Genomic DNA, 16567 nt, shown 5'->3' on the forward strand with positions numbered 1-16567 from the left:
AACGAGAATTAAAAAAAATTAAGGACTTATCTAAAAACCCTACAAAAAGAACAAAATTATTCTGCCTATAATCTTATATATCAGATGCATAGAAATCTAAATACACAAAATAAGATTCCTGATAATTTTTGCTTTGAGAATAAAATTAACTGATGGTTTGCTTACTTTTCAAATTCGCTAATCCGCCTTTTTGTCCATTTTTTCGCAAAAGCCATCCTTCAACGGTACAATTTCACTCGATTCATATTCCAGCTATAACATGTTTTCAATTTTGTATTTCTAATTAATTGTTATTCTGCGCTTTAAAAACAGGCGGCGAAAATAAGCCTATTTTTGGGCTTGACCAAATCGTATTTTTCTGATACAGGAACGAAATCACTCGACAGGAGTCTTACAAATGCTCACTTCGCTTTTTTGACAAACTGAAAACAGCAATTACATCTCAAAATTATTAGCCTCAGCATAACCTGCATATGTGGCTATATATCTGCTAATTAACAAACCCAACATACCGTTTACATAAATAAATTCATTCATTTACAACTTCCCCTCTCAATTATTCGTTGTATGGATATTAAGTAAAAGATTATTCGTGTCTTCTTTCATTTTTCTAACTTGGACGCGAATTTCAGGAAAGATCGATACATACTAAAATCATTTGTTTCAGCTTGAACCAGAGAAGCAAAAATACCTCAGAGCAAAGCTTCGTCGATAGCAAAAGCTATGAAAGCTTTAAAGTGCTTTTCGGAAAGTACTTTAAAAGCCTGTGCTTTTTTGCGATGAAATATTTGCAATCGATGGAAGCAGCCGAAGATGTTGTTCAGGATGCTTTTCGCGAATTGTGGGAAAAACGCTCGGAGGTTCGGGAATCGGACAAGCTGCCCATTTACCTGTATCAAACTGTTAAAAATAAATGCATCAACCTCATTCGCAAAAATAAATCGCAAGAGAAATACCTTGAATGGATTCAACACAACCAGCTATTTGTAACCTACGAAGACAAAGCGATGATCGAAGCCGAAATCTTTCGTGAAATTATGTTCCACGTTGATGCCTTACCCGAAAAAAGCAGGGAAGTTTTTAAACTAAGTTACCTCCACAAAAAAAAGGAACAGGAAATTTCCGAATTGCTAAACGTATCGGTAAACACCGTTAAAACACACAAAATGAGGGCAAAAAAGGCACTCCAGGCAAAACTGAAACATCTGAGTCTGGATGATTAAGCTCAAAATTCAAAAAAAGTAAAAATACCTTTCACCTAATTTGTCAACCAAATCGTCTAATTAATTGAACATGGGAAAAAATACATTTGATAAGGATTATTTGACCTATCTGATCAGCAGGAAAATCGAAGGTACAATCGAGCCGGAAGAGCTTCGCGAGCTTAACTCGTGGAGCGAAAAGTCGGAAGAAAATGCCATGTGGCTGGCCGACTTCGAAGGTCCGGATTACATTCGTGAAAGCCTGACCAGTTTCGACTCCTTTGATGAAGAAGCTGCCTGGCAACGTCTTGATGCTTCGATTGTTAAAGAAGAAAAACAACAACCACGCCGCATTGCCATGTGGATTAAAGTTGCCGCTGTTCTTGTTCTTGCACTTTTTAGCGGAAGCACCTTCTATTTTATTAAAAACACCGACAGAAATCCATTGGCCGGAATAATAGCCGATGATGTGAAACCGGGAGTTACCAACGCCTACCTGGTTGTTGACGAGAACAGCCAGATTTCGTTGACCAACGATTCAAGCCGCGTGGTGGTTGCCGACCAACTGATCGCCAGTGTCGATCAAGGAACGCTGCATTACGAGAGCGACATAAAACAGCTGCCGAAACAGCATCACCGAATTGTGGTTCCCGAGAAATCGGAGTACCACTTCACCTTACCCGACGGATCGAGAGTTTGGCTGAATGCCGGTTCAAGCCTGGAATATGATGTTCCGTTTGCCGACTCTGCCAGAAACCTGACGCTTCAGGGCGAAATGTACATTGAGGTACAAAAAATGTCGGGTAAAAGAATGTCAATCGATACGCATTACGGGAAGGTAGTAGTTACAGGAACCCAGTTCAACCTGCAGGCCTATAGCAACGAAGAGAAAGTAGTAACCACACTGGCTGAAGGAAGTGTGATTTATGTGACCAAAACCGGACTGGAGAGAATGATCCAACCCGGTCAGCAGATCAGTGTTGACAAAACAACAAATGATATTGAAGTAAGTGATGTTGATCCGGGAATGTACGCTTCGTGGAAAGACGGCCGCTTAGTGGTTGATGCCGAATCGCTCGATAAAATAATGCGCAACCTGAGCCGCTGGTACGGTATCAACTACCAGTTCGAAAGTGAACGGCTAAAGGATATCAAGTACAGTATCAATGTTGAGAAATATGAAAACCTGTCGTCAATTCTTGAACTCATCGAAGCCACAGGAAAAGTAAAATTTACTATTGAAGACAACACCGTTACGGTGAATATAAATAATTCGTAAACGTTTAATTATTACATATCTAAAAAGACAATTATGAAAAAAATTTACTTAATTCTGACTATTTTATTTTTTACAGGTACAGCATTTGCTCAGGGGACCTTTTTGTTGAAGGATGTTGCAGCAGGAGAAGCAGATGCATTTCCATCGAACCTTGTTGCCACAGATAATGTTTTGATTTACAAGGGAGCAGATTCAGGCAAAAATTTGGAAATAGTTGTCTCGGACGGAACGGAAGCGGGCACATATTTTTACGATGTATTACCCGGAACCTACGTAAATTCATTAAATGGTTTAACTTACGACAAGTCTTCAGGAATGAGGTATCCTGTTTTATACAAGGGTAAAGCATATTTCAACCTGAAATATTATTTTGACGCGCCTGCAGTTGGAGCTCCTGATTCAAGAGAAGCTTTTTTTACAATTGATGAAAGCAATGGTTTATCAGCTGACAGATTGGATACAGTAAGAGTTTTTGATGGTCTGACACCCAATGTTTATGCAAATTATGGCGACACATTATTGTTCAGCAGTAATACCGGCGACCGCGAAATATACATGTGGGATGGTGTGAATGCTCCCGAGGTATTACCAAACCAGTTGGATTCAATTGACAGCCGCGGAACTTTCGTTGTTTTAGGTGACAAATTAATCATTTGGGGAGCACTTTATGCCAATAAATCTGTTACTGGCGACGAACTGCTTACCTATGATATAAAAACCGGGGCTATTGACACGTTGGGAGACCTTACCGCAGGCTCCAAAGGCTCATCCTATTCAACAGCTAAAATTGCAGTTCTTGGAGATAAATGCTACTTCATCCAAAACTCAAAGCTCTGGGAAACTAACGGAACCGCTGCCGGAACTCAACAGGTTATTACCGAGGGAAGTTATTTGAACGACACCAACCAGGTATACGACAACCTGTTTGCATGGAAAGATAAACTGTATTTTTCAGGAAAAGACATGATGGACGGAGGAAGCAAAACTGTTTACGATGTTCAGTTATATGTATACGATCCGGCAGCAGGCGAAGTAACCCGAATAACTTCAATTGAAAAAGAAGGTGAAGAAGGAACTGCTTTCGCACATTACCCAAAGTGCTTTGCCTCTTTTAACGACCATTTGTATTATGTTGGCCGAAACGGAACAAACAGTTACCACTTGTTTGAAACCGACGGTGTGACAAGTACTCCGATTTCAAGCACAATCTACGCCGACGATGAAACTCCGGTGGTATTTAAAGACAAATTGTATTTCGTGGGCGAGAAAGCTGATGGCAGTACAGGTACTGAAGTATTTGTTTTCGATCCACTGCTTTCTTCTGTTAGCAGTTTGGCAGATAGCAACAAAAGAGCTTTTGAAGTATATCCGAATCCATCAAACGGGTATGTATATGTAAAAGGAATAAACGATACCAACGCTGCTTATTCAATCTACAGCATCAGCGGAAGCATTGTAAAAAGCGGAAACATTCAGTTCAACCGCATCGATTACAATTTGAATCCGGGTTCTTTCATCCTGCAGATCAACGATACTGATGCGGTAAAAAGCCAAAAATTCCTGGTACGATAGGCAATCGTAAATCTACACAAAAATCGATTTTTCATAGAGATAGTTATAGCACAGTTTGAATGTAGCCCGGGTTTACCCGGGCTTTTCTTTGATAAAAACATAGAACCGAACCAGCCCGGAATGCTCCTCGTAGCAGAAACACTATTTCCTCTTTTCTAATATCTTTTGCCCAATTTTAAGGTCTAAATTCGAAGCGAATATGTGCTAAGCAGGTTGCTGTCTATTCCGGATTATAAGTTCTCAGTGTTGCCCTTTCAATAGTAAGTATTTGACAGGATCTGACCAGAGGGTCTCAGGAGTATTCAAGCAACAAAAAAGGCCCGGTAGATACCGAGCCTTCATCCATTATTTAGTTTGAAATTATTCAACTCCAAATTTGTACACACAAATCGAGTAGTACTCGTCACCCGGTTCAAGAATTGTTGACGGGAATTCAGGTTTATTAGGACTGTCGGGGTAGTGCTGTGTTTCCAGACAGAAAGCACCACGGAAAACATAAGGCACTCCTTCTTTTCCGCTAACGGTTCCATCGAGGAAATTACCACCATAGAATTGCATGCCAGGTTCGTTGGTCAGCACTTCCATTGTGCGGCCCGAAGCAGGTTCAACAACCTTTCCAGCAAAGGTTAATCCTTCAGAGGCAGGGTTTAAAACCCAGTTATGGTCGTAGCCATTACCTAATTTCAATTGTTCGAAATCAGCATCGATACGTGCACCAATTGCGGTTGGTGTTCTGAAATCCATCGGCGTTCCTTCAACAGGTGCCAGTTCTCCGGTAGGTATCAAACCGGCATCAACCGGCGTGTATTTATCGGCATTAATCTGAACGATATGATCGTTCACTGTACCTTGTCCGGCACCTTTCAGGTTAAAGAAAGAATGGTGCGTGAGGTTTACCGGAGTGGCCTTATCGGTTGTAGCCCAGTATTCAATTTTAAGTTCGTTATTGTCGGTAAGCTGGTACTGAACTTTAACATTCAGATTTCCGGGGTAACCTTCTTCTCCATCGGGAGATAGATAAGTAAGCACCAGGGTTTGATCATCGGGTTGGGTGGCGTCCCAAACCACATTGTTGTATCCTTTAATACCGCCGTGCAGCGCATTGGCTCCGTTATTTTGAGCCAATTGATATGTTTCTTCACCAATGGTAAACGTTCCGTTGGCAATACGGTTTCCGTAGCGGCCAATCAGCGAACCAAAATATTTTTCACTGGTGGTTTCGTAGCTTTTAATATTATCAAAGCCCAGTACAATGTCGCCAAAGTTGCCGTTTTTGTCAGGTGTCCACAGATTTACCACTTTACCACCGTAATTAGTGATCTGAACCAGCAAACCGTTGCTGTTTTTCAAACTGTACAGACTCACGGGTTTCCCATCAATTTCGGTTTTAAAATTATCGGCGGGAATGGCTTTAGGCATTGTTTTTTCTTCCTGTGCACACGAAAACAACACGAGGAGAAGGAGAATTACAATCGAGTTCTTCATTTTAGGATTTTTTTACTGATTTAAAAGTGTGAATTTAACGCTTCTATTTTTACTTTATTCTATTATGCCAAAAAAAATTTAGACACAATAGATTTCCGTACAATTATTCAACAAACCGGTTTTTCAACTTAACAACAATGTCCATGAATTGCTTTACCCTGGCCGCATCCACATCATTTTCCCAGTTTCCGTCGAATTTTAACGAAGATCCAACAATAAATGCATCGGCCAGATCCCAGTATTCTGCAAGGTTTTCTGCATTTATTCCAGAACCAATCAGTACCGGAATCTTTACCGCTTTTCGCACTTCCTGCAAATCGGAAACAGCGGCTTTCTCGCCGGTTGCGCTCCCGGTTACAATTACGCCGTCGCTTAAGAAAAATTCAGCGGCTTTGGCGGTTTCAGCAATCGAAACATCGGCCGAAAGGGAGTGGGATGAATGTTTCTTTTTGATATCGGTATAAATTTTAATGTGTTCAGCGCCGATTTGTTTCCGGTAGCGCAGCAACTCGCCGGCATCGCTGTTCATCATACCTTCGTCGGCCAGGTGGCCAAAAACAAAAGCTTCGGCCCGGATAAAATTAAGTCCTGCAGCCAATGCAACAGCTAAAGCCTCACGGTTTGCACCTGCCAGTATCTGAATCCCGATGGGAAGATTGATCTCGCTACGCAAGGCAACCGCGACTGCAGTCATCGCCGACACCACTTCGGCACCAACTTTTCGGTTCAGGTAAGGCCGGTCGTGCATGTTTTCAATCATGATGGCATCAACGCCACCCTGTTCCAGTAATTTCGCATCGGCCAAAGCTTTTGAGACAATTTGATCGATTGAAAACCGGCTTTTTGGCGTGCCGGGCAAAGCCGCCACATGTACTATCGCTATTATCGTTTTTTTTGCGTTCATCATTTTAGCTTCTGATGTATAAAATTAACCTGATTCGAATAAAAATCAGCGATTTTTCTCGAATTATGACCAAGCATTCATGAATCAAATTATAAACCACACAATTTCATGAACTTAAAAGCACAATGGAGCATTGATTTTACTATTTTTGCTCCGATTTATACCTAAAACCAATTAACATGAAGTGCAATCTTTCTCTTCTGGTATTTGCTGTTATTTTGCTGATCGCATCGTGTTCTCCGAAAGAACAAATCAACAGTCTTTCGAAAAAAGAAGTCGACGAAGGCTGGTCGTTGTTGTTTGACGGAACAGCAACAAGTCTGGATTCGATGTGGAAAACATTTAATGCCGGCCCCGTTACCGGATGGAAAGTTCAGGACGGAATCCTTTATAACTCAGGAGTGGGCTCAGATCATGGTGGCGACATTGTTACCAAAAAAGAGTTTACCAATTTTGAACTTAGCCTCGAGTGGAAAGTCGATTCGCAAAGTAACTCCGGTATTTTTTATCACGTTCAGGAGGGACTGACTGATGCTATTTACGAATCGGGACCGGAATATCAGCTCATCGATGGAAAAGGCTGGCCAACCGAAATCCACAAGGATCAGTACTCAGGTGCCAATTACGCGATGAATGCGCCGATTGACGCAGAAGTAAAACCCGTTGGCGAATGGAACACTGCCAGAATACTGGTAAACGGCCCGCATGTTGAACACTGGCTGAATGGCAAAAAAGTAGTGGAATACGAACTCTGGTCGCCGGAATGGCTCAAGCTTAAAAACGAAAGCAAATGGGCCGATGCACCGCATTACGGCATGTCGAAAAGTGGTCACATCGGTTTGCAGGACCATGGCGGACAAACGATGTTCAGGAATATTAAGATTAGGGAAATATAGTTCAACACAATCGTCATTCCCACGAAAGTGGGAATCTTAGACATGAGCAGATTCCCGTTTACACGGGAATGACCGACGCTTTTCTGAGCTTATCCAAAAAAACTATCTTTACCCCAAAATCTTAACTATGGCATTTCTGGCATTCAGGGACATGAAACCGTTCCCTCAGCTCCTTTTTTCGGCTTTTGTTATTGTGGTCAGTTTCCTGGCATTTCTGGTCATTTCATTTCTGGTTGCATTACCTGTATTTGGACTCGATTCCATGCTAAACCTGCCGTCGCTTGCCGATCTGAATGATCCCGAAAGTATTGTAATTCTTAAGTTTTTTCAAACTGTACAGGCTATTGGTCTTTTTATTTTACCCCCGCTTATTTTAGGTTACTTGTTTTTGGGCAACACCTTTAAGTACCTCTATTTAAATAAATCCTTCGGTGGAACCACCTTTCTGCTTGTTCTTGTGCTGATGTTTGCCATGTCGCCTTTCGTTAATTTCCTTGGCGTGTGGAACAGCAACATGAGTCTTCCGGAATGGATGAGCGGAATTGAAGACTGGATGCGAAAAACAGAGGAAGATGCCGCGCAACTTACCGAGGCCTTTTTAAATGTAAAAACCTTGCCCGGACTTGCTTTCAATATTTTTATGGTGGCATTTTTACCGGCCGTTGGCGAAGAACTGTTGTTCCGGGGTGTCATTCAAAAAATATTTACCCGGATTACCAAAAGCACACATTGGGGCATCTGGATCTCTGCAATCCTGTTCAGCGCCATGCACGTTCAATTTTTTGGTTTTGTACCCCGACTGTTACTTGGCGCTATGTTTGGCTACCTGCTGGTTTGGAGTGGATCGATGTGGTTGCCTGTTTTGGGGCATTTCCTGAACAATGCCATCGCCGTGATTGCCATGTTTTTTATCAGCAACGAAACGATCAGTCGCGATGTTGAAGAGTTTGGTTCCACCTCGGGCAGCTACTATGCGGCGATTATCAGTTTGGGAATGATTGTCTTGTTGCTTTACCTGGTTAAAAAAGAAAACCGCGGACAACAATTGACAATTGAAGCCATTGAAAAAGAGGGTTGAAAATTATTTTATCCCAATTGATTAATTAAACTGAAACAGATCGCGCTGCACAAACTGTGGCCTTGCAGGTGCTTCCTCCCTGATTTCAGCCACTGGTTCTTCAACACTTTCGGTCTTCTCTTCCTGTTGAATTTCAGTTTTGATTTCAGTTTTTTGCTGCTGCAGCAATTTTCTTTCTTTTCGGCGCAGAACGTAAACAATACCAAATTCTTCTGCCAGTTCTCTTTTCTGCTCAGCAGTTTTGGCTTCCAGTTCCAGGTGGTTTTCAATTTCAGTCCAGAGCTGAGAAATAAACTCATTGGTGGTTTTACGAAGCGTTTGCATCTTTTCGAAAGTACGCAGCGTATTCCGTTTTAGGTTTTGCTGAAAAATGGCAGCGTCGTTGAATTCCTCCAACTTGAATTTCACCAAAGCAATCGATGGGCTGTAAATGGCGCTACCGCCTTCGCGAACGCGTTTTTGCTCGCCATCCACCATAATTTTACCCCATTCTAAAATCTCCCGTTCAGTTGTTAGCGACGGAATTCGGCCACCAAAATCGTTCAGGTTGCCGTAATATTTAATTCCCCCGTTAATTTCACCGCGTTCTGATGCAAAAAGCAATACCTGCATAAAATGCGAGAGGTACAGCCTGGCGGTCTCAAATACTTCCTTGTACTTCTTATTATTATCCGATTGTTGATTGATGTTCAGTTCGTAATGTTTCAGGGTATTCTCAAATTGGTTCTTTACACTCTGCAGCTCCTCGATGGAATGTTTGGCGAAAGGAATGTTCTTTACGCTTATTTCATTCACTTTGTTTAGGGCTGTTTCCAGTGCACGCAAGCGTGCTTTGTCCGTTGTGGGTAATCTTCTGTATGGCATAAATCCTCTTTGTTTATTGCGAATTTAAAGAATCGGCACCTCAAAAAGAGTCGTTCGCCAGCCAACTTATGCACAGCCTGCTGTGGATTAGTTTAAAAAAAGAAGGCCTTTTCGCAGTGAAAAGGCCTTTCTATATATTCTAATTAACAGGTTTATCTGCTCAATCTCGACTTCAGGTACTCACGGTTCAGGCGGGCAATATTCATGATCGAGATACTTTTCGGACATTCTACCTCGCAGGCGCGGGTGTTTGTACAACCTCCAAAACCCAATTCATCCATCTTCGACACCATGTTCAGTGCACGTGATTTAGCTTCAACTTTACCCTGCGGTAAATTGGCCAAATGCGAAACTTTTGCCGAAACAAACAACATTGCCGACGAGTTTTTACAGGCCGCAACACAGGCACCACAACCAATACAAGCTGCAGCATCCATCGCTTCTTCGGCATCATCACGGGACACCGGTATAGCATTTGCGTCAGGCACACCGCCGGTATTTACCGACACAAATCCACCTGCCTGCAGAATTTTATCGAAAGCAGTACGATCAACCACCAGGTCCTTGATCACCGGGAATGCACGGGCACGCCAAGGTTCAATAATGATGGTTTCTCCATCCTTGAATTTACGCATGTGCAACTGGCAGGTAGTTACTTCAGTGTCCGGTCCATGTGGGCGGCCATTGATATACAAACTGCAGGTTCCGCAAATTCCTTCACGACAATCGTGGTCGAAAGCAATCGGATCAATTCCCTTTTCAATAAGGTCATTGTTCAGAATGTCCATCATTTCAAGAAATGACGAACCGGTAGAAATATCGTTAATAATATAGGTTTCGAATTTTCCTTTGGATTTGGCGTTCTTTTGCCTCCAAACTTTTATTTTGAGTTCTTTCAAAATTTTATCAGCCATTTTCTTACATTTTTTAAAATGAATAAATCTGAGATGTGATTCTTACTTGTAACTACGTTGTGTGAGTTTCACATTCTCAAACACCAAATCTTCTTTGTGTAATGCCGGCTCAGCTCCTTCTCCCTTGTACTCCCAGCACGAAACGTAAGTAAACTTCTCGTCGTTACGTTTGGCTTCGCCTTCTTCGGTAGCCGATTCTTCGCGGAAGTGGCCACCACACGATTCGTTTCTGTCGAGCGCGTCGCGAGCCATCAGTTCGCCAATATCGAAGAAATCGGCCACGCGGCCTGCTTTCTCCAGTTCCGGATTCAGGTTGTCCAATTCACCCGGAATGCGAACATCTTTCCAGAATTCCTCGCGGATCTCCTTAATCATTTCAATGGCCTTTTTCAGTCCTTCAGCATTACGCGACATTCCCACGTAATCCCACATTACATGACCTAATTTCTTGTGGAAATAATCTACCGATTTTGTTCCTTTTATATTGTACAATTTCTCGATACGTGCGGTCACTTCTTTTTCAGCTTCCGCAAACTCCGGCGCACTTACATCCACTTTCGGAGTCATGATTTCGTCAGCCAGATAATCACCAATGGTGTATGGCAGAATAAAATAACCGTCGGCCAGACCTTGCATCAAAGCCGAAGCTCCTAGTCGGTTAGCACCGTGATCGGAGAAGTTGGCCTCACCAATTGAATACAAACCGGGAACAGAAGTCATAAGGTTGTAATCAACCCAGGTTCCACCCATTGAATAGTGGATAGCCGGATAGATCATCATTGGTGCTTTGTACGGATCAACATCGGTAATCTTTTCATACATCTGGAAAAGGTTTCCATAACGTGCTTCGATTACGCTTTTACCAAGGCGTTCGATGGCATATTTAAAATCGAGGAAAACTGCTTTTCCTTCAGAATTTACTCCAAAACCAGCATCGCAACGTTCTTTTGCCGCACGCGACGCAACGTCACGCGGCACAAGGTTTCCGTACGACGGATATCTTCTTTCGAGGTAGAAATCGCGATCTTCATCAGCAATGTCATTCGGGTGAAGTTCGCCTTTCTGCAATTTAACTGCGTCTTCTTTTTTCTTCGGAACCCAAACACGACCGTCGTTACGCAACGACTCCGACATCAAGGTCAGTTTCGACTGCTGATCGCCGTGAACCGGGATACAGGTCGGGTGAATTTGCACAAAACAAGGATTCGACATGAACGCTCCTTTTTTGTAACACTGCCATGCAGCCGATCCGTTACTTCCCATAGCGTTGGTCGACAGGAAGAAAACGTTTCCGTAACCTCCGGTAGCAACAACAACTGCATGTGCTCCGTAACGCTTAATTTCACCGGTAACCAGATCGCGGGCAATAATACCACGGGCCTTACCGTCGATCTTAACCACGTCAAGCATTTCGTGACGGCTATACATTTCAACATTGCCTTTGGCAATCTGGCGGTTCAGTGCCTGGTAAGCACCAATTAACAACTGTTGACCGGTTTGTCCACGGGCATAAAACGTACGGCTAACTAACACACCACCAAACGAACGGTTGTCGAGCAAACCACCGTATTCGCGACCAAAGGGAACACCTTGTGCCACACATTGGTCGATAATATTTGGTGAAACTTCAGCCAAACGGTAGACATTGGCTTCACGTGCACGGTAGTCGCCACCTTTAATGGTATCGTAAAACAGGCGGAACACCGAGTCGTTGTCGTTCTGATAGTTTTTGGCAGCGTTAATACCTCCCTGTGCGGCAATTGAGTGTGCACGGCGCGGGCTGTCCTGGTAACAGAATGCTTTTACTTTATATCCTAATTCGGCCAGTGAAGCAGCTGCCGAAGCACCTCCCAAACCGGTTCCTACTACAATAATTTCGAGTTTGCGTTTATTGGCCGGGCTCACTACTTTGATGGCTGCCTTGTGTTTGTTCCACTTTTCAGCTAATGGCCCTTCCGGAATCTTGCTATCTAATATGCTCATAATTTTTCCTTTTTATTTGTATAGACCCAACATGAAATAAAGCGGTATAATAGAAAAACCTACAGCCACTACTACCGCATAGATCTGTCCGATTACCTGCCATCTTTTTAACCAGAACTTGTTGTTTACACCCAAAGTCTGGAACGACGACCAAAAGCCGTGCGAAAGGTGCAGACCAAGCAGAACTCCACCAATAATGTATAAAATACAGGCGAAAATGCTTTCTTTAAAAAGTCCAGCCACCAAATCGTAATCACCTTTGGCAAGATGTTCAATTTCTTCGGGACTGAATTTAATGACCCAGAAAAAATCGATAATGTGAATAACCAGGAAAACTAATACTAAGGCTCCCAGAATCAACATGTTCCTCGAAGCCCACGAGCTTGCTCCGCTCATGTTCTTTTTTGCATACTTAACAGGACGTGCTTTCCAGTTCTGATATTCCAGAAAGAACGACCAAATGATGTGAATCATAAAACCCAAACCTAAAATGGGCTCCATAATTTTAATTAATGGGTTGGTGGCCATAAAATGAGCACCCTCATTAAACAAAGATCCACTGTCGTCAAAAATTAGCAATAAGTTCAGGCCCAGGTGGACAGCAATAAATACCATCAGGAAAAGTCCTGAGAGACTCATTACAAACTTCCTTCCAATCGAGGCAGTTAAAAATTTGCTCATAATCTAATCTTATTTTAGTTGAATGTTTAGCTCCTTTTTTCAGAGCATCACAAATGTAGATGAACGTGTATTTATACCCAAAAAAGGCCTCCTAAAATAGCTAATTTAAAATCGTTCTACAAACAATTTAATTTTGGGTTTAAATAGCGGTTTTAAGCAGTTATACTGAAGCGTTAAATATGCACGAATGTACATATTTTAATAAAATATTTTAGTCACATATCAGGAAAAGTAAGACTGAACTTTAAACTAAAGTGCCTTAAATGCTTTATTCCATTCGCGCAGCGTAAACTGATCGGTAAGCGCAATTAACTCGGTGGGATGAAAACTGTCGTCCACACCGATAAGTTTTACATCGTTGAAGGTACATTGAACCGCAACGGTTTCTCCTCCTTTCAAATTAATATAGCCCTTTATTCGGTAGGCTTTAGCTGCCCACTCATTCAGAAATTCCAGCAGGTTTTCGCGGCTAACCTTTTTCGACGATTTGATGACCATGGAATTCACTTCGGGACGTGGCAGAGCTTTAACATCGCCAAAATAAAATTTCCCGATGGCCTGATTTCCTAACTCGAAATCGATATTGCAATAACTTGAATGTTTGATCTCAGGGAATGGATTGATTTTTTTGATCTCCTGCTCCATTTCAAAAGTACCACCTTCAATGAGGTCGGTTTTGTTAATTACCACCACGTCGGCCATCCGTAATTGATGGCATACACGTTGTTTCATCAGACCAACTTTGGCAAAATTCTGTGCATCAACAATGCACCAGTTCGAAGCCAGAACTATTTTTTCGGAAAGAGATCCGGCAGAAATAACTTCTGAAATCGATGTTGTATCCGACAAGCCTGAAGCTTCAATAATTACCACATCGGGCTGGTGTTCGTCGATAAACTTTTCGAGCGAGCGGGTAAAATTTCCCAGCAAACAAACACAAAACACCGAACCGTTATTGATCTCAAGCAATTCGAAATCATCTCCTGTTTTCCTCAACTCAGCACCATCGATATTAGCTGGTGCAAACTCATTCTGAATGATGCCTACCTTCTGTTTCGAAGCTGTTTGCTCCAAAATTCGTTTCAGAAAAGTGGTTTTGCCACTTCCCAAAAAACCGGAAATAATATGAAATGGAATTTTTACCATCGCCTGCAAAGCTATAAACAAAAAATAAGGAATAACAGCTTCATCCCGTTACTCCTTATTTTAACTCAATTTATTTGAACGTCTACATTTCTGCCAGCTCGAGCAGCTTTTCCTTTGTCTGTGGATTTGAAGGACGACTAGCATTGGCATTCACAATTTTACCTTCTTTATCAATCATGATAAACCTCGGAATTCCGCGAATAGCGTAAGCTTTTGTAATATCCGACTGCCAGGCACCTTCTGCGAACAACTGAAGACCACCCAGTTCATCTTCTTTCACCATCTTCTCCCAGGCTTCCTTGTCATCGTCAATCGAGATACTCACAAATGCAATCGGTCTATCATCCAGTTCTTCTTCCATTTTTTTTAGCGAAGGAATTTCTCCGCGACAGGGGCCGCACCAGGTTGCCCAAACATCAATGTACACAACCTTACCCAGGAGCGATTCCGAAGAAACCATGTCTCCATTTATATCAATATAATTGAAAGATGGTGCCACAGTTCCGGGTTTTGTTTTTTCAATAGTAGCTACTACGCCTTCAAATTCTTTTATATTCTCAGGATCGGTAAGCATTTCTTTATAACGGCTTTTAATGAGCTGCTGAATAGAATCTGGCATATAAGAATAGCTCGAAACCAGACTGCGGCCCATAACATCTTTTACCCGTACCGGTGCTTCCGAAGCGAGTATTAGGTCAATGTTCTTGCTGAAATAATCCACCGAAGCTCTTTTCAAGGTGGTATCAGCTTTCAATTCTTCCTGAATTTGTCCCTGATAATGCATGGTCAGGAAGGATTTGTAATCTGTAATTCCGATATACTTGTCAACCTGGTCCAAGGGTATCCCATCAACATATTCCTGAAATGATTCCGGTATAGAAGTAGTATCAGTAGGTGCAAATCGAGGGTGATAATTCATGTAGTTTTTGTAATAACCAGCTATTTTAATCTTTTCTATCAGTGTTAAAACATCGGTAAACTCTTCAGAGAATTTATTTTCTGCCGAGAACATATTAACTGTCTTATCTATCAACGTTTTTACTGAATCAACCTGCATAACAAAACTATCGACCGACATTTTCATAAGCAGCACGCTTAATCTCAGACCTTTATCCTGCAACGACAAAAGTAGTGCACTTGGAGCGCTTCCATCTCCCGAAAAAATAGTATCGGATGGTGAACCATTTTCGAAATCATCGGCATTAAAATCGAGATTAATTGTAGTTCCGGGAATCATATATAAGGCCATTCGAAGATTGCCGTTCCATAAATACCCCATGTAGGCTTTATCGAGATTAATCTCCACTGAAAAAGTACCATCCTCTCCCAACGTGATCGTATCTTTTTGATCTAAAAAATCATTTTGAATTACAACCGTCTCATTTAAGGGATTGGTGATTTTTCCGGTGATCGTTACCGGACTTTTCTTAGTACATGCAAAAACAGTAAATGCAATTAGAAACAGAAGGGCAATTTTTTTCATAACAATCAGTATTATTTCGTTTTGGTTGGTATGAAAATAATGCTTCCTGAGCAGAATGCGAAAATAATATTGTTAAATGTTTGTTGTGTTAACTCTTACTAAAGTCACGTTAACAGAAACTTAGATAAATTACTCGTAATTCATTCTGTTTACTTCTTCCCTGACACGACAAATATGATCAGGCGTTGTACCGCAACAGCCACCCACAATGTTAGCACCTGCTTTAATGATTTTTGGAATCAGGCCGGCCATTTCATCAGGCGTTTCCGGGAAAACAGTTTCACCATCTTTATACACCGGCATTCCGGCATTGGCATGGACAAGCACCGGAATATCAGAATTTACTTTACGGATTTCTTCCACAATGCCGATCATGTTTTCAATACCGTTTCCGCAGTTGGCACCGATTAATTCAGCACCGGCATCAATCAGTGTCGGGATCATGTCCGAAGGAGCAATTCCCATCATCGAGCGAAATTCACCGTCCACCGTTTTCTCAAAGGTCATGGTACAAAACACCTCGCATTTGGTATTTTCCTTTGCAGCTTTAATAGCCAGGCGCGCTTCATCCAGGTCGGTCATGGTTTCGATCATGATCGCATCGGCACCACCGGCTTCCAGCCCCAGACACTGTTCCTTAAAAGCATCGTACAGTTCTTCTTCGGTAACATCGCCCATCATCAGAATTTTCCCTGTTGGACCAACTGAGCCAAGCACAAACTTATCTCCGGCTGCTTTTCTACTGATCTCGGCGGCAGCTTTGTTCAACTCAAAAACCTTGTCGGCCAAGCCGTATTTTTTAAGTTTGAAACGCGTTCCGCCAAAACTGTTGGTTTCAATCATGTCGGCACCTGCTTCGATGTAGCTTTTTGCAATGTCGAATACATCATCGGCATGCGAGCTATTCCATTCTTCAGGACATTCGCCGGGCTGCATTCCTTTTTGCTGTAAAAAGGTTCCCCATGCACCGTCTGAAACCATTGTCTTTCCTTGTTTTATTTGATCAATTATTTTTCCCATACCTGAATTTTCTTAGTGCAATTTCGAGAAAACTTGGAGTGACTTCGTGGTTAAAATCAA

14 protein-coding genes are annotated in these 16567 nt (G+C 42.1%); 5 read left to right on the forward strand and 9 right to left on the reverse strand.

Annotation, left to right across the window (positions count from 1 at the left end):
- Window positions 1-668: 668 nt before the first annotated feature.
- The 3 genes from HFD85_RS13835 (at window position 669) to HFD85_RS13845 (ending at window position 4053) form a co-directional block, all read left to right on the forward strand.
- The gene (locus tag HFD85_RS13835; protein WP_167610845.1) at window positions 669-1223 is read left to right on the forward strand and encodes an RNA polymerase sigma-70 factor; all 555 of its coding nucleotides are present in this window, start codon (window positions 669-671) and stop codon (window positions 1221-1223) included.
- 70 nt (window positions 1224-1293) lie between these two features.
- Entirely contained in the window at window positions 1294-2481 is a 1188-nt protein-coding gene (locus HFD85_RS13840; RefSeq protein ID WP_167610848.1) for a FecR family protein, read from the forward strand.
- 33 nt (window positions 2482-2514) lie between these two features.
- Complete coding sequence (locus HFD85_RS13845; protein ID WP_167610851.1) at window positions 2515-4053, forward strand: T9SS type A sorting domain-containing protein; 1539 nt, start codon at window positions 2515-2517, stop codon at window positions 4051-4053.
- A 360-nt stretch (window positions 4054-4413) separates the two neighbouring features.
- On the opposite strand, the gene HFD85_RS13850 is transcribed toward HFD85_RS13845, so the two are convergent.
- Both HFD85_RS13850 and HFD85_RS13855 read right to left on the reverse strand, forming a co-directional pair.
- Window positions 4414-5538 carry an aldose epimerase family protein gene (locus tag HFD85_RS13850; protein ID WP_167610854.1) on the reverse strand — a complete coding sequence of 375 codons (1125 nt, stop codon included), beginning with the start codon at window positions 5536-5538 and terminating at the stop codon, window positions 4414-4416.
- A gap of 103 nt (window positions 5539-5641) precedes the next feature.
- The gene (locus HFD85_RS13855) at window positions 5642-6445 is read right to left on the reverse strand and encodes a BtpA family protein (protein WP_167610857.1); all 804 of its coding nucleotides are present in this window, start codon (window positions 6443-6445) and stop codon (window positions 5642-5644) included.
- Window positions 6446-6621: 176 nt separating this feature from the next.
- Here HFD85_RS13855 and HFD85_RS13860 point away from each other — a divergent pair, with 176 nt between their 5' ends.
- Complete coding sequence (locus tag HFD85_RS13860) at window positions 6622-7338, forward strand: 3-keto-disaccharide hydrolase (RefSeq protein ID WP_167610861.1); 717 nt, start codon at window positions 6622-6624, stop codon at window positions 7336-7338.
- A 127-nt stretch (window positions 7339-7465) separates the two neighbouring features.
- On the forward strand, window positions 7466-8416 hold the full coding sequence (locus HFD85_RS13865) for a CPBP family intramembrane glutamic endopeptidase (RefSeq protein ID WP_167610864.1): 951 nt from the start codon (window positions 7466-7468) through the stop codon (window positions 8414-8416).
- 21 nt (window positions 8417-8437) lie between these two features.
- Here the strand turns inward: HFD85_RS13865 and HFD85_RS13870 are convergent, their stop codons facing one another.
- From HFD85_RS13870 to HFD85_RS13900, 7 genes are all read right to left on the reverse strand, one after another.
- Complete coding sequence (locus HFD85_RS13870; RefSeq protein ID WP_167610867.1) at window positions 8438-9280, reverse strand: hypothetical protein; 843 nt, start codon at window positions 9278-9280, stop codon at window positions 8438-8440.
- 152 nt (window positions 9281-9432) lie between these two features.
- On the reverse strand, window positions 9433-10194 hold the full coding sequence (locus HFD85_RS13875; protein WP_167610870.1) for a succinate dehydrogenase/fumarate reductase iron-sulfur subunit: 762 nt from the start codon (window positions 10192-10194) through the stop codon (window positions 9433-9435).
- 42 nt (window positions 10195-10236) lie between these two features.
- Window positions 10237-12177, reverse strand: a complete 1941-nt coding sequence (locus HFD85_RS13880; RefSeq protein WP_167610873.1) for a fumarate reductase/succinate dehydrogenase flavoprotein subunit — start codon at window positions 12175-12177, stop codon at window positions 10237-10239.
- A 12-nt stretch (window positions 12178-12189) separates the two neighbouring features.
- Complete coding sequence (locus HFD85_RS13885) at window positions 12190-12858, reverse strand: succinate dehydrogenase cytochrome b subunit (RefSeq protein ID WP_167610876.1); 669 nt, start codon at window positions 12856-12858, stop codon at window positions 12190-12192.
- A gap of 249 nt (window positions 12859-13107) precedes the next feature.
- A complete protein-coding gene (locus tag HFD85_RS13890; RefSeq protein WP_167610879.1) occupies window positions 13108-14004 on the reverse strand; it encodes a CobW family GTP-binding protein in 897 nt (298 codons plus the stop codon).
- A gap of 82 nt (window positions 14005-14086) precedes the next feature.
- The gene (locus HFD85_RS13895; protein ID WP_167610882.1) at window positions 14087-15487 is read right to left on the reverse strand and encodes a TlpA disulfide reductase family protein; all 1401 of its coding nucleotides are present in this window, start codon (window positions 15485-15487) and stop codon (window positions 14087-14089) included.
- A gap of 129 nt (window positions 15488-15616) precedes the next feature.
- Complete coding sequence (locus HFD85_RS13900; protein ID WP_167610885.1) at window positions 15617-16507, reverse strand: homocysteine S-methyltransferase family protein; 891 nt, start codon at window positions 16505-16507, stop codon at window positions 15617-15619.
- Window positions 16508-16567 lie beyond the last annotated feature (60 nt).

This window comes from Maribellus sediminis (assembly GCF_011799805.1).
GTDB classification, from domain to species: Bacteria; Bacteroidota; Bacteroidia; order Bacteroidales; family Prolixibacteraceae; genus Draconibacterium; species Draconibacterium sediminis_A.

Bases quoted from the DNA above. Each gene is read 5' to 3' on its own strand.
- HFD85_RS13855 (WP_167610857.1), bottom strand. From the start codon at position 6,445: ATGATGAACGCAAAAAAAACGATAATAGCGATAGTACATGTGGCGGCT.
- HFD85_RS13860 (WP_167610861.1), top strand. From the start codon at position 6,622: ATGAAGTGCAATCTTTCTCTTCTGGTATTTGCTGTTATTTTGCTGATC.
- HFD85_RS13870 (WP_167610867.1), bottom strand. From the start codon at position 9,280: ATGCCATACAGAAGATTACCCACAACGGACAAAGCACGCTTGCGTGCA.
- HFD85_RS13845 (WP_167610851.1), top strand. From the start codon at position 2,515: ATGAAAAAAATTTACTTAATTCTGACTATTTTATTTTTTACAGGTACA.
- HFD85_RS13840 (WP_167610848.1), top strand. From the start codon at position 1,294: ATGGGAAAAAATACATTTGATAAGGATTATTTGACCTATCTGATCAGC.
- HFD85_RS13865 (WP_167610864.1), top strand. From the start codon at position 7,466: ATGGCATTTCTGGCATTCAGGGACATGAAACCGTTCCCTCAGCTCCTT.
- HFD85_RS13885 (WP_167610876.1), bottom strand. From the start codon at position 12,858: ATGAGCAAATTTTTAACTGCCTCGATTGGAAGGAAGTTTGTAATGAGT.
- HFD85_RS13895 (WP_167610882.1), bottom strand. From the start codon at position 15,487: ATGAAAAAAATTGCCCTTCTGTTTCTAATTGCATTTACTGTTTTTGCA.
- HFD85_RS13890 (WP_167610879.1), bottom strand. From the start codon at position 14,004: ATGGTAAAAATTCCATTTCATATTATTTCCGGTTTTTTGGGAAGTGGC.
- HFD85_RS13875 (WP_167610870.1), bottom strand. From the start codon at position 10,194: ATGGCTGATAAAATTTTGAAAGAACTCAAAATAAAAGTTTGGAGGCAA.
- HFD85_RS13880 (WP_167610873.1), bottom strand. From the start codon at position 12,177: ATGAGCATATTAGATAGCAAGATTCCGGAAGGGCCATTAGCTGAAAAG.
- HFD85_RS13900 (WP_167610885.1), bottom strand. From the start codon at position 16,507: ATGGGAAAAATAATTGATCAAATAAAACAAGGAAAGACAATGGTTTCA.
- HFD85_RS13850 (WP_167610854.1), bottom strand. From the start codon at position 5,538: ATGAAGAACTCGATTGTAATTCTCCTTCTCCTCGTGTTGTTTTCGTGT.